This is a genomic window from Quisquiliibacterium sp. (genome assembly GCF_982640115.1).
The window spans coordinates 1-13,565 of record NZ_CEXFHW010000108.1 but is presented as its reverse complement, the minus strand read 5'-3'; the positions used below and the strand labels follow the sequence as shown (position 1 = coordinate 13,565).

The window sequence follows — 13,565 nt, the reverse complement described above, 5'->3', positions numbered from 1 at the left end:
GCACGGTGTCGCGGCATGGGCTCCCGCGGTACAGTGCGCCGGTTTCCTCCCAGGGATCGTGACATGGGCAGTCCAGTCATCCGTCGATGGACGCGCGCCGGGATTCTCGGCACGCTGATGTGTCTGGCCGGCGCGGCATCGGCGCAGACCAAGGGTTGCGCCCCGCGCCCCTTGCCCTTCGAGGGCGGCGCCACCGCCTGGGGCCATGCGCCGCTGTCCAAGCTCAAGAAGGACACCCGCTACCAGCTGCTCACGCAGGATGGCCGCCGGGTGCTGCAGGCCCACGCCGACGGCGCGGCCTCGCTCTACGGCGCGGGCTTCCAGCCGGCCCGGTCTGCCGCCACCTGGCTGCGGTGGTCGTGGAAGACCGATGCCCTGGTGCCCGGTGCCGACAACGCCGACCGCGCCCGCGAGGATGCGCCGCTGCGGGTGGTGGTGGCCTTCGATGGGGATGCCTCGAAGCTGCCGATGGCCGAGCGCGCGCAGCGCAAGCTCGCGCAGACCATGACCGGCCGCCCGCCGCCCTATGCCGCGCTGATGTACATCTGGGGCAGCCGCGAGACACCCGAGACCCTGATCGATTCCAGCCACACCCGCCAGATCAAGATGCTGGTCGTGCAGTCGGGCACCGAGGACCTGGGCAAGTGGCACGAGGTGCGCCGCAACCTGCGCGAGGACTATCGGCGCGCGTTTGGCGTGGCGCCCGGCCCGGTGGTGGCCGTGGCGGTGATGACCGACACCGACAACACCGGCGAGAAGGCCGACGGCCTGTACGCGGGGTTCGCCTTCGAGTGCGGGCCGACATGACGGGCCGTCGGGTCCTGCGTCGCGGGCTGTGGCTGGCCGCCGCGCTGTGCGCCTGGCTTGCGCTGTCGGGCTGCGCCCATCGTCTGCCGCCCCTGCCCGAGCGCGAGCCGAGCACCCATCTGATCGCCGGGGCCGACAGCGCCCTGGCCAGGGCCTACGCACCGCCGGGTGGCGATGCCACGCTGAGTGGTGTGGCCCTGCTGCGCGACCCCACCCAGGCCCTGGCCAGCCGGGTGCTGCTTGCCCGCACCGCGCAGCGCGCGCTGGATGTGCAGGTCTACATCTGGCGGCCCGACGCCTCCGGGCTGCTGCTGCTGCACGAGCTGCGCCGGGCCGCGCAGCGTGGCGTGCGTGTGCGACTGCTCCTCGATGACAACGGCAGCGATGGCATGGATGCCTGGTTGCAGGCTGCGGCCACCCAGCCCGGGGTGGAGGTGCGCCTGTTCAATCCCTTCGCGCAGCGCGGCTTCAAGGCCCTGGGCTACCTGACCGACTTCCAGCGACTCAATCAGCGCATGCACAACAAGTCGTTCACCGCCGACAGCCTGGCCACGATCGTGGGCGGGCGCAACATCGGTGATGTCTATTACGGCGTGGATGCCGATCTGCTCTTCGCCGACCTCGATCTCATCGCGCTGGGCCCGGTCGCGCGCGCCACCGCGGGCCACTTCGATGCCTTCTGGAACAGCCGCTGGGCCTACCCGCTCGGCGGGCTGCTGCCGCCGGTCGAGGCGACCGAACTCACCGGCCTCGCGCGGCTGCTCGACGATCCCGGCAGGCTGCCCGAGGTGGCGCGTCTGCTTGCCGAGCTGCAGCGCTCGCCCTGGCTGGGCGCGCCGCTCGGCGGTGATGGCCCGCTGCAGTGGGCTCCGGCAGCGGTGCTGTCCGACACGCCGGCCAAACTCGAGCCGGTGCCAGCCGGGGGTGCTGCCACCGGCCGCATGCTCGAGCCGCTCGGCCGCTGGCTGAGCAGCGCCCGCCGCAGCCTCGATCTGGTCTCGCCCTACTTCGTGCCTGGCGAGGAAGGGGTGAGGCATCTGGTGGAACTCGCCCGTCGGGGCGTGGCGGTGCGCATCATCACCAATTCGCTGGCCGCCACCGATGTGATGGCGGTGCATGCCGGTTATGCCCGGCACCGTCGTGCGCTGCTGGCCGCGGGCATCGAGCTGCATGAACTCAAGCCCGATGCCGTGGCCCAGGTCCGCCTGCCCAGGCTGCCCTGGAATGTCCGCCTGGGGGCGTCCTCGGCAGCCAGCCTGCACGGCAAGACCTTTCTGGTGGACGGGGAGCGCCTTTTCGTGGGCTCGTTCAACCTCGATCCCCGCTCGGCCCGTCTGAACACCGAGATGGGGCTCACCGTGGACAGCCCGGTGCTCACCCGTGCGCTGGCCGAGGCCATCACCCGGGACATGACGGCGGCCACCTGGCGGGTGAGCCTGTCGCGCGAGGGAACGCTGCAGTGGCTGGAGACCCGGGCCGATGGCACGCAGCAGGTGCATGAGCGCGAACCCGGCGCGCCGCTGCTGCGACGCCTGGGCGCCCGGGTGCTGTCCTGGCTGCCGATCGACGGCCTGCTCTGACCCCAGGCCCGCGCGCGGCGCCGATTCAGCGTCCGCGGGCCTTCACCCGCACCCCGTCGGCCACGGCCGGCGGCGGATAGACGATCACCGGCTCGCCGGCCTCCAGCCCAGCGCGGATCCAGGCCTGCACCCCGTTGCGGGCGCCGAGCGTCACCGGCAGGACCCGCGCGCGGCCTTCGCGCACCACGAACACCGCCATCGGCGGTGCCCCGCTCGCGTCGGGCTTTGCCGAGGGCAACGGGAACACCGCGCTCACTGGCACGGTGACGGCGTTGTCCTCCGACAGCTGCACGATGCGCACCGACACCCGGAAGCCGTCGCCGAGCGCGGCCCACTGCGCGGGCCGGCTGACGATGTCGAGCAGCACATTCACGCGCTGCTCCTCGATGCCCAGTGCCGACACCTTGGTGAAGGCCGCGGGCTCGACCAGCCGCACCGTGCCCGCCAGGATGCCGGGGCCGCCCCAGCGCTCGATCTGCGCACGGGCACCGGGCATGACCCGCAGCGCATCGGTGGTGAGCAGCTCGGCCACGATCTCGAGCCGCCGGGTGTCGCCGATTTCGAGCAGCGGCGCGCCAAGCGCGACCACCGCCTCGTTGGCCTGCGCGATCCGCAGCACCCGGCCCTCGATCGGGGAGCGCACCTCGAAGGGCGCGCCGTTGCTGCCGGTCTGCCGCACCGCGCTCAGCGCGGCGCGGGCCTGCTCGAGGTCATGCTCGGCGACATGCCGGTCCTGTTCGCCGGCCTCGATTTCCTTGCGGGCCGCTGCCACCGCGAGGCGGTCGACCTCGAGCTTGGTGGGCGCGACAAAGCCCTTGCCGGCAAGCTGCTCGCTGCGCGTGAGCTCGTTCTCGGCCTGGCGCAGGCCCACCCGCGCGCGCTCGACGCGCACCCCGGCGCGCAGCACCGCCGCCTCGGCCGACGCCACGCGGGCCTGCTGGCTGCGCACGGTGCGCTCATCGAGCAGGGGCGAGAGCACAGGCGAGAGCCGGGCCACCACGGCCCCGGCGGCCACCGGGTCGCCCTCGCGCAGCGCGATGCGGGCCAGCCGGCCGGCCAGGGGCGCTGACACCATGAAGCGTTCGCGCAGCCGCGTGCGCGCGTCTTCATCGATGGTGGATTCGAAGCGACCGCGCTCGGCCGTGGCGAGCTCCACCAGCACCGGGCGCGGCGCGAAGGCCCAGGCGAGCAGGCCGGCTGCCGCCAGAGCGATGCCGGCGGTGATGAGCAGCGTGTTGCGTTTCATGTCGGTCTGCGTCTTTCCTCGGCCGGCAGACGCGCCGGCAAGCCTTCATTCACGGGTCTTGAGCGCCGCCACCATGTCGAGCCGATCGACCCGCCGACGCACCACCAGTGCGCTGCCCACGCCCGCGGCTACCACGCACAGCGCGGCCCACGCGTAGGTGCGCGGCTGCAGCGCCACCGGGAAGGCGAACTGGTCGGAGGCCAACAACGAGACGATGCCGCGCACCAGCCCTTCGCCCATCAGCATGCCCAGCGGCAGCGCCAGCGCGATGAGCAGCGCCTGCTCGCCCAGCAGCAGCGCGGAGACCTCGCCGCGGGTGAAGCCCAGCACGCGCAGGCTGGCCAGCTCCCAGGTGCGCTCGGCCAGCGCGATGCGGGCGTTGTTGTACACCACCCCCACCGCGATCACCACCGCGAACACCGTCATGATCGAGCTCATGATGCGGATGTTGCGCGCGCTCACCTCGTTCATGTTGCGCTCGAGGCTGGCCTTGCTGAAGGTGCCCACCAGGGTCGGCAGCCCGCGGATCGCCGCGAGCGTGGCCGGTTCCGCGCCGCGCTCCAGCGCCAGCGAGTAGGCGCTGGCCACATCCGATTCACCGAGCAGCCGGTTGAGGGCGCGCCGCTCCATGTAGGCGTTCAGGCCCATCATGTCGCGCACCGTGCCCGCCAGCGGCACCAGCAGGCTCGGCTGCCTGCCCTCGATCACCTCGACCCGCAGGAAATCGCCGGGGCGCAGCCCGAGCTTGGCAGCGAGCCGGTCGCTCATCAGCAGACCTTCGCCGGGCAGGGCCACGGCGTGGCCGTCGAGATCGACCACGCGGCGCAGTTGCGGCTGCGCCTCCAGGCCCTGGATGGCGCCGCGTTCGCTGCGATGACCGGCCACGAAGCGCACCGCCACGTCGCGGCCTGATTCGACCGCGATCACCCCTGGCAGCCGGGCCAGCGCATGCCGGGCCGCATCGTCCCCGGGTTCGATCAGCCTGACGGTGAGATCGGCGCGCATCGCCACCGAGAACGCGGTGTCGACGATCACCGCGATGCTGTCGCGCGCGAAGTTGCCCATCATCACGATGGCCACCGCGGCGGCCATGCCGAGCACCGAGAGCGTGGTGCGCCAGGGGCGCCGCTGCATGTTGCGCAGGATCATCCGGGGGCCCGGGCCGAGCAGGCGCGGGCTGATGCGCTCCAGCCAGCTCACCCGGTAGCGCCCCGGGGCGGGCGGGCGCATGGCCTCGGCCGGGGGCAGACGCACCGTGGCCCAGATCGCGTTGAGCGTGCCCGTCAGCGCGGTGATCACCGCCACCAGCGCGCCGGTGACGAAGAGCGACGGGGTCATGCGATGCGCGAACTCGGGGAACTGGAAGAAGCCGGCATACAGACCGGTCATGAGCCGGCCGAAGGCCTCGCCGCCGGCAAAGCCGATGATCAGCCCCACCGTGACGATCACCGCCACCAGCTTCATGAAGTGCCCGGCGATCGTACGGTCGGGATAGCCGAGCGCCTTGAGCGCGGCGATCTGCTCGCGCTGCGTGGCCACCAGTCGGGAGATCACCACATTGAGCAGGAAGGCCGCCACGGCCAGGAAGATCACCGGCAGCACGGTGGCGAAGACCCGCTGCTCGTCGATCTCGCGTTGCAGGAACGCGTGCGAGGTCTGGTGCTCGCGCGCATGTGCGTCGCGCCCGCCATAGCGGGCGAGGTGCCGGTTCAGCGCCGCGATCACCGCGGGCGGGCTGGCGCCCGGCGCGAGCCGCACCGACACATGGTCGAAGGCGCCTTCCATGTCCCAGGCGGCGGCGAGCACCCGTTCGTCGACCCACAGCACGCCGAAGCCGCGCAGGTCGGGCATGCCGGTCATGCCGGCGAACACATACTCGGGCGAGAGCGCGATGCCGCGCACGACCAGCGCGCGCTGGCGGCCGTTGATCAGCGCGCTCAGGCGCGACCCCGGGCCAAGCCCGTGGGCCTGCGCGAACGAGGCCGAGACCAGCGCATCGATCGCGCCATCGCCGCGCACGCCCTGGCTGTCGGGGTCGAGCGGCGCGCCGCTGCGCACCATCACCGCATTGAGCCGCCGGGGCTGGCGCGGGTCGATGCCGATCATGCGCGCGAGCAGCGGATCATCCACGCCGGCGATGTCCACGCGCACCACGCGCTCGATGCTGAGCTGGATGTCGCCCACGCCGGGAATCGCGGCGAGTGTGTCGGCCATCGCGCGCGGCGCGCGTCTGACGGCCGCGAAGACATCGGCGAAGCGGCCCTGCGCATAGAAGGCATCGCGCGCCTCGGCCAGCGAGTCCACCGCCGAGAGCGCCGTCACATAGCTGCCCACGCCGCTGGCCACCACCAGCGCGATGGTGAGCGCCTGGCTCCACAGCCGGCGCAGGTCGCGCAGCAGCTTGCGGTCGAGCGCCTTCACGGCCGCCTCACCAGGACAGCTCCGAAGGCGAGAGGCGGTGCGGGTTGATGTCGATGCGCTGGATGGTGCCGTCGCCGAGGTGGATGACCCGATCGGCCATGCCGGCGATGGCCGCGTTGTGGGTGATCACCACCGCGGTGGTGCCGAGCTCGGCGTTGATGCGCGCGATCACCTCGAGCACCAGCTTGCCGGTGCGGTAGTCGAGCGCGCCGGTGGGTTCGTCGCACAGCAGCACCTCGGGCCGCGTGACGATCGCGCGCGCGATCGCCACCCGCTGCTGCTCGCCGCCGGAAAGCTGCGCCGGGAAGTGGTCGCGCCGCGGCGTGAGGCCCACCCGGTCGATGGCCTCGTCGATCGGCATGGGGTCATGCACGATGTCGGTCACCAGCGCGACATTCTCCCGAACGGTGAGGCTGGGGATCAGGTTGTAGAACTGGAACACGAAGCCGACATGCTCGCGGCGATAGGCGGTGAGCTCGGCATCGGAGGCGCCGGTGAGGCGGTGCTCGCGGAACTCGACATCGCCGGCGCTCGGCGCATCGAGCCCGCCCAGGATGTTCAGCAGCGTGGACTTGCCGCTGCCCGAGGGGCCGAGCAGCACGATGAATTCGCCGGCGCCGATGTCGAGATCGATGTCATGCAGAGCCACCACCTCGACCTCGCCGGTACGGTAGATCTTGGACAGGCCCCGCGCGCGAAAGAGCGCAGGGCGTGCGACGAGGGGCGCAGCCGGGGCGCCGTTCAGGCCTGGGCCGAGGCCTGCAGCCATTCGAGCGGCACGAACGCCAGCGCGCGTTCATGGGTGCAGGCCAGCACCGCCGGCGGGGCGCAGCCATCGACCCAGGCCTGCTTCCAGCGCAGGGCGCACACGCACCAGCGATCGCCGGGCTTGAGACCCGCGAAGCGGTACGCCGCGCGCGGCGTGATCAGATCATTGCCCAGTTCGAACTGATGGTTGAGGAAGGCCGTGGTCATGCGTGCGCAGATGACATGGCTGCCGTGATCCTGCGCGTCGGTGTGGCAGCAGCCGTCGCGAAACCAGCCGGTCAGCGGATCGAAGGAGCATGCCTGCAGCGGCTCGCCCAGCACATTGAGCGCGCTCATCATTCAGGCCTTCGGGCCGCTCTTCATGAGCGTCATGGCGGTACCGATCAGCGCCGACACCTCGCTCATGTTGCCGGGCACGATCATGGTGTTGTTCGCCTTGGCGAGCTGGCCATAGGCATCGACTGCGCGCTCGGCCACCTTGAGCTGCACCGCCTGGTCACCGCCGGGCTGGCGGATGGCCTGGGCGATGCGGGTGATCGCCTCGGCGGTGGCGGCGGCCACCTCGGCGATGGCGGCAGCCTCGCCCTGCGCCTTGTTGATCTCGGCCTGCTTCTCGCCCTCGGAGCGGGCGATGAAGGCCTCGCGCTCGCCGGTGGCGATGTTGATCTGCTCCTGGCGGCGCCCCTCGGAGGCGGCGATCAGGGCGCGCTTTTCACGCTCGGCGGTGATCTGCGCCTGCATGCTGCGCAGGATCTCGGCTGGCGGGGTGAGGTCCTTGATCTCGTAGCGCAGCACCTTCACGCCCCAGTTGAGCGCCGCCTCGTCCAGCGCATTGACCACCGAGGCATTGATCATGTCGCGCTCCTCGAAGGTCTTGTCGAGTTCCATCTTGCCGACCACGCTGCGCAGCGTGGTCTGCGCCAGCTGGGTGATGGCCACGATGTAGTCGCTGGAGCCGTAGCTTGCGCGCATCGGGTCGGTCACCTGGAAGAACAGGATGCCGTCGACCTGCAGCTGGGTGTTGTCCTTGGTGATGCAGACCTGGCTGGGCACATCGAGCGGCACCTCCTTGAGCGAGTGCCGGTAGGCCACGCGCTCGACGAAGGGAATGACGAACTTCAGGCCGGGCGCGAGGGTGCGGTCATAGCGGCCCAGCCGCTCGACCACCCAGGCATGCTGCTGCGGCACGATCTTGAAGGTGCGGCTGACGAAGACGACGGCCACGATGGCGATGATCAGGGCGATTTCCACGCGAAACTCCTGGTGGTGGGCGGTGAGGGTGATCGGTGCGATCGGCCGATGAGCGCAACGAGGGCGATCAGTGAGCGGAGGGCGTGGATGCGGGCGTGACATCGAGCCGCGTACCGTGCACCGCCACGATGATGTGGGCGCCGGGCTGCGGCGGCAGGGCCCCCACATGACGCGCCTGCCAGGCCGCGCCCCGGTACTGCACGGTGGCGGTGCCGTCGTCTTGCCAGGCCGCCACGCGCACCGGCTGACCGATGTCGAGCAGCACATCGGGGTTGGACGCCGCAGGCGCCGAGCGGGGATGACGGGCCCGCCGCAGATGCCAGGCGGCGGTGGCGCCGCCGGCCACCAGGGCGGCCACCACGATCTGGGCGCTCACGCCCGCGCCGGCATGAGCGCCGAGGGCGCCCGCGGCCGCGCCGAGCGCGATCATCAGCAGGTAGAAGGTGCCGCTGAGCAGTTCGGCGACGATCAGCGCGCCGCTCAGCAGCCACCACAGCGCGGGTGCGGACAGTTCCATGGGGGTTTCCGTTCATGAGCCTAGAAGGCCGATGCTGCCACGAACCGCGTGGCAAGCGACCTCAGGCCGCGGCGGGCAGCGGGGCAGGGGCGTTGCTGAGCAATTCCTCGCAGGCCTGCAGCACGGCGCGCTCGGGCAGCGTCACCAGGCAGTCGCTGACCTTGCTGTCCTGGCAGCCCGCGCGCCCGCAGGGGCGGCAGGGATGCTCGGTGGAGGCCACCACCCGGTGCAGGCTCATCGGCTGGCCCCAGGGCCCCCATTCGCGATCACGGGACGGACCGAAGATGCCCACGGTGGGCGTGCCCACCGCCGCGGCCATGTGCATGGGGGCCGAGTCCACGCCCACGAAGAGGCGTGCCCGGGCGGTGAGCGCGGCGAGCTGCTCCAGCGACAGCTGGCCCGACAGATCGTGGATGCGGGGCGCGGCTCCGCCCGCGGCCGGACAGCGCGCCAGCACCTGAGCGATCAGCGCGAGCTCCTGCGGATCGGGCGCAGCGGTGATCACCACCGGCCAGCCGCGGGCTGCCAGGGTCTCGCACAGCGCGGCCACCCGCTCGCTCGGCCAGCACTTGAAGCGCCAGCGCGACATCGGATGCACATGGATGAAGCCGCCGCGCGGCAAGCCGAGCGCGTTCAGGCGCTGTTCGATGGCGGACTCGGCCGGCGCGCCGGCCACCAGCGTCACCGCCTTGTCGGCCTCGCCGATCGGCAGGCCCAGGGCGCGCAGGCTGTCGAGGTTGGTCTCGACGGTGTGACGCTCGGGATGCGACTGCGCCGGATAGCGGTGAGTGAAGCTGTTGCGCCACCAGGCATGGCGCCCGGGCCGGCTGAGCTCGGGCCCCACCGACCAGCGCGGGCGCAGCAGGCGCACCAGCCAGGCGCCGCGGGGATGCACCGAGAGATGCACCACCAGGTCATAGCGTCGTGCGCGCAGCGCCCGCAGCAGCTGCCATTCCGCGAGGGCCTGACGCCACGGCCCCGATCGCTTCCAGGCGCGGTCGATCCGGTGCACCTGCGACAGCCCGGGATGGTTGAGCAGCATGGGCGCGGTCTCGGCGTAGACCAGCGCGTCGATCTGCGCCTGCGGCGCGTGTCGGGCCAGTGCGCCGATCACCGGCGCGGCAAGCAGCACATCGCCATGGTGGCGCAGCTTGGTGACCAGCACCCGCTGCAGACGGGTGGGGTCCGGATCAGACGGCGACATGGGCGACCTGGAATCGGGGAAGGGGGGTGGCGGCCCCGGCTGGCGCGGCCGGACGGGCCGCAAGACGGACGGGATTGCCTGATCAGGGGGGCATTTTCCCCGATCAACGGTGAAATTGCCCTTCCCGTGCCAGAGGATACTTCGCGGATGACCTCGCCCCGAGCAGGCTCTTCGCTCACCGCCCACCCACTCTCCTGTGGACGCCCACGGCGCCGGTCTTCCATCCATTCTCCGGGAGCCCCCATGTCGCACCGCCTCGACCGCGATTCGCATTGCGTGCTGTCTGCGCCCATGCCTTCTGCCAATTCGGCACTGACCCTGCCGTCCCCTTCCCTGGCCGCACGCGCGGCCGCACTCGGCCTCGGGCTGAGCGTGGCGCTGGTGGTCGCCGGTTGCGGCGGTGGCGGTGGCTCCTCCGCAGCCTCGCCCAATCCGTCTCCTGCGCCGGCGCCCGCCCCGAGCGCGTCGATCGACGGCGGCACCATGTTCCCGGTCGGGCTGGCCATGACCTCGCCGGTCTCGATGACCAACGAGGTGCTCACCCTGTCCAGGGCCGAGCCCCTGCCGCGGCTGCGCGCCCTGGCCGCGGCACTCGCGGCGGCGGACTTCCGCAGCGCAGGGCAGATCGCCTTCGGCCTGATGCCGGTGTCCGAGGCGCAGGCCGCCGTCACCCGTTCGCCGCGCTACCTCAAGGCGGCCAATGCCATCAATGCGCTGCTCTCGGGCACCGTGACCCCGCGCGCCGGCACCGCCTTCGATGCCGTGGCCTTCCTGAAGACACCGGTCAATGCCGGCTGCTACGGCCCTACCGTCAAGTACGAGGGCCATCCCGACGGCAGCCCCAGCAGCGGTGAACTGCCCAGCGGCGATGTCGGCCTCTGGACCGCGCTCGACACCAGCACCGGCTGGGCCTGCGCCAGCGCCCAGCTCGATGCCCGGATGGATGGCGTGAGCGGTCGGGTCAACACCGGTCTGATGACCCTGGCCAGCCTCATCAATGTGGCCTCGGCCGCCGGCAAGAGCAAGCCCGCCGTGGGCGCCACGCTCGACCTCAAGGCCGACATGAACACCGCGTTCTCGGGCCTGCCCGCGGCGCCCAGCTTCACCACCGCCTCGGTGTCGCAGCCCACCTCGGGAACCTTCACCTACACCGTCCAGTTCGACTTCACGCACGGTGGCGTCACCCGCAAGGCCGAGATCAGCCTCACCCATACCCCGGGCGCCAGCCGCAGCGAGTACACCGGACTGCTCACCTACGCGCTCGCCCGCGGCGGCACCGACCTGCAGAACTGCTCTGGCAAGAGCAGCGGCACGGTGGATGTCGGCACGCTGAAGTACACCCGTAACAGCACCACCGCCATGACCCTGGTGCACCGCGAGGGCAACTACTGCGGCGCCGGCACCGCGGCGGCCCTGGCCACCACCTATGCCTCCTTCAGCGCGGATGGCCAGCTCGACCCGGCCGGCAAGTGGACGGGCACCAAGGGCTGGGCCAACAACTTCAACCGCTTCGGCGCGGTCTACGACCCGACCACCATGCAGGGCAGCTACGCCTATGGCTGGCAGGCGGGTGATCTCGACAGCCATTCCCGGGTCTTCAACATCGGCCTGAATTTCAACAGCAGCACCAGCGTGCGCAACGGCGAGGCCTACTTCGGCTACGGCAACGACATCGGCACCAGCGACGGCAAGATCCAGGGTTTCATCTGCAACTGGGCCGGGCCGGGCAACAGCCACACACTGAAGGACTACTTCCAGCGCCAGCACATCACCTTCGATGACACGGCGGGCAAGTGGCTGCCGACCAACAACGCCGCCGCATCCTCGAACATTACCTACGCGCCGACCAACAGCTGCGCCTCGGCCGGCGGCAGCTTCTACTACGACAAGTCGGGTGATGGTTCGCTCACCGACGACAAGGCGGTCTCGCCCAATCCGGCGGTGACCACCGACCTCGCCGACAAGGTCTTCGGCCCGACCACCTACGCCACCGTGCCCCTGGCCATCGCCGGCCGCGGCATGACCGTGCCGGGTTTCTGAGGCCCGCAGCCGGGCCTTCGGGCCCGGCGCGGCGATGGGCGCGGGGCTTTCGTGCCTGCTACCATCGCCGCTCTTCCTGACCGGCAAGAGGCCCCGACAGGGGCCTTTTTCATTCCATGCTCGATCCGCAACTGCTTCGCAAGGACCTTGACGCGGTCGCCGCCCGGCTGGCTGATCGCGGCTTCACGCTCGACACCGCCTGGTTCCGCGACCAGGAAGCGCAGCGCAAGGCCGTGCAGACCCGCGCCGAGGAGCTGCAGTCCCGCCGCAACGCGCTATCGCGTCAGATCGGCGCCATGAAAGGCCGAGGCGAGGACACCACCGCGCTCATGGCCGAGGTGGCCGGCATCGCGCAAGGCCTGGCGCAGGCACAGCAGGCCAACGAGGCGGTGCAGGCGCGTCTGGCCGAGTGGCTGCAGACCCTGCCCAACCTGCCCCAGCCGGGTGTGCCGGTCGGCCGTGACGAGAACGGCAACCAGGAGATGCGGCGCTGGGGTGAGCCACGGGTGTTCGAGTCACAACCTCGGGATCATGTGGAGATCGGCGCCCCGCTCGGGCTCGACTTCGAGACCGCTGGCAAGCTCTCGGGCTCGCGATTCGCGCTGATGCGCGGGCCGGTGGCGCGGCTGCACCGGGCACTTGCCCAGTTCATGCTCGACCTGCACACGCAGCGGCATGGCTACACCGAGTGCTACACCCCCTACATCGTGAATGCCGCCTCGCTGCGCGGCACGGGCCAGCTGCCCAAGTTCGAGCAGGACCTGTTCGCGGTGAAGAAGGGCGGCCAGCAGGGCGACGAGGAGCCGCTCTATCTCATTCCCACCTCCGAGGTCTCGCTGACCAACATCGTGCGCGGCGAGATCCTTGCAGCCGACCAGCTCCCCCTGCGCCTCACCGCCCACACGCCGTGCTTCCGCTCCGAGGCAGGCTCCTACGGTCGCGACACCCGCGGCATGATCCGCCAGCACCAGTTCGACAAGGTCGAGATGGTGCGCATCGAGCGGCCCGAGGACAGCGATGCGGCGCTCGAGGCCATGGTCGGCCATGCCGAGGCCATCCTGCAGGCGCTGGAGCTGCCCTACCGCGTGATGGCGCTGTGCACTGGCGACATGGGTTTCGGGGCGGCCCGCACCTATGACCTCGAGGTCTGGCTGCCGGCGCAGAACACCTACCGCGAGATCTCGTCGTGCTCCAACTGCGAGGCCTTCCAGGCCCGGCGCATGCAGGCGCGGTATCGCAATGCCCAGGGCAAGACCGAATTCGTGCATACCCTCAATGGCTCCGGGCTGGCGGTGGGTCGCACCCTGGTGGCGGTGCTCGAGAACGGCCAGCAGCCCGATGGCTCCGTGAGCATCCCTGCGGCGCTGCGCCCCTACCTGGGCGGGCTGGAGCGCCTGGCCCCGGCCTGAGCGGCCGGAGGTTGGCCGCCCTGGCTTGACGGGGCCTGCGCTGCCCCGGCTTACGGGGCAGCGCAGTCATGGCCGCGGCGGTTCTTGCTATACTTTGGGGCTTCGATCCTTCGGGCGCAGGCTGCACGCAGTCTGCCGGCGCCTGGTCAGAAGCACCCGGAAAGGTGGCAGAGTGGTCGAATGCGCCGGACTCGAAATCCGGTTTACCGGTCTCCGGTAACGTGGGTTCGAATCCCACCCTTTCCGCCAAGACTATTTCGAACTGATTCCAAGTCGTTCGAACAATTTACAACCCGTTCGGGGCCTCTTTGGGTGCGCTCCT

At 70.8% G+C, this 13,565-nt stretch carries 11 protein-coding genes and 1 tRNA gene; 5 read left to right on the top strand and 7 right to left on the bottom strand.

Features of this window, described 5'->3' with window-relative positions; translation table 11 throughout:
* The first annotated feature begins 63 nt into the window (after positions 1-63).
* Together AC2H6A_RS12665 and AC2H6A_RS12660 are read left to right on the top strand one after the other, a co-directional pair.
* Entirely contained in the window at positions 64-807 is a 744-nt protein-coding gene (locus tag AC2H6A_RS12665; RefSeq protein ID WP_484273964.1) for a DUF3047 domain-containing protein, read from the top strand.
* Positions 804-2,387, top strand: a complete 1,584-nt coding sequence (locus AC2H6A_RS12660; RefSeq protein ID WP_484273963.1) for a phospholipase D-like domain-containing protein — start codon at positions 804-806, stop codon at positions 2,385-2,387. Before AC2H6A_RS12665 ends, AC2H6A_RS12660 begins: the two co-directional genes overlap by 4 nt.
* Positions 2,388-2,412: 25 nt before the next feature.
* Here AC2H6A_RS12660 and AC2H6A_RS12655 read toward each other — a convergent pair whose 3' ends face one another.
* The 7 genes from AC2H6A_RS12655 to rfaQ all read right to left on the bottom strand — a co-directional run bounded on the left by AC2H6A_RS12655 (position 2,413) and on the right by rfaQ (position 9,794).
* Positions 2,413-3,633, bottom strand: coding sequence for an efflux RND transporter periplasmic adaptor subunit (locus tag AC2H6A_RS12655; protein ID WP_484273962.1), 1,221 nt, complete (start codon positions 3,631-3,633; stop codon positions 2,413-2,415).
* Positions 3,634-3,678: 45 nt separating this feature from the next.
* A complete protein-coding gene (locus AC2H6A_RS12650; protein WP_484273961.1) occupies positions 3,679-6,054 on the bottom strand; it encodes an ABC transporter permease in 2,376 nt (791 codons plus the stop codon).
* Positions 6,055-6,061: 7 nt separating this feature from the next.
* A complete protein-coding gene (locus AC2H6A_RS12645; RefSeq protein WP_484273960.1) occupies positions 6,062-6,823 on the bottom strand; it encodes an ABC transporter ATP-binding protein in 762 nt (253 codons plus the stop codon).
* Positions 6,796-7,158, bottom strand: coding sequence for a DUF2237 family protein (locus AC2H6A_RS12640; RefSeq protein WP_484273959.1), 363 nt, complete (start codon positions 7,156-7,158; stop codon positions 6,796-6,798). Before AC2H6A_RS12640 ends, AC2H6A_RS12645 begins: the two co-directional genes overlap by 28 nt.
* 3 nt (positions 7,159-7,161) lie before the next feature.
* On the bottom strand, positions 7,162-8,073 hold the full coding sequence (locus AC2H6A_RS12635) for an SPFH domain-containing protein (RefSeq protein ID WP_484273958.1): 912 nt from the start codon (positions 8,071-8,073) through the stop codon (positions 7,162-7,164).
* A 67-nt stretch (positions 8,074-8,140) separates the two neighbouring features.
* Entirely contained in the window at positions 8,141-8,590 is a 450-nt protein-coding gene (locus AC2H6A_RS12630; protein ID WP_484273957.1) for an NfeD family protein, read from the bottom strand.
* Between the two features lie 61 nt (positions 8,591-8,651).
* Complete coding sequence (gene rfaQ / locus AC2H6A_RS12625; protein ID WP_484273956.1) at positions 8,652-9,794, bottom strand: putative lipopolysaccharide heptosyltransferase III; 1,143 nt, start codon at positions 9,792-9,794, stop codon at positions 8,652-8,654.
* A gap of 243 nt (positions 9,795-10,037) precedes the next feature.
* Between rfaQ and AC2H6A_RS12620 the strand changes: the two genes are divergently transcribed.
* The 3 genes from AC2H6A_RS12620 to AC2H6A_RS12610 all read left to right on the top strand — a co-directional run bounded on the left by AC2H6A_RS12620 (position 10,038) and on the right by AC2H6A_RS12610 (position 13,492).
* Positions 10,038-11,834: a hypothetical protein gene (locus AC2H6A_RS12620; protein ID WP_484273955.1), complete on the top strand. Its 1,797-nt coding sequence runs from the start codon at positions 10,038-10,040 to the stop codon at positions 11,832-11,834.
* A 116-nt stretch (positions 11,835-11,950) separates the two neighbouring features.
* The gene (serS, locus tag AC2H6A_RS12615) at positions 11,951-13,243 is read left to right on the top strand and encodes a serine--tRNA ligase (RefSeq protein WP_484273954.1); all 1,293 of its coding nucleotides are present in this window, start codon (positions 11,951-11,953) and stop codon (positions 13,241-13,243) included.
* Between the two features lie 158 nt (positions 13,244-13,401).
* Positions 13,402-13,492 (top strand) — tRNA-Ser (locus tag AC2H6A_RS12610).
* Positions 13,493-13,565 lie beyond the last annotated feature (73 nt).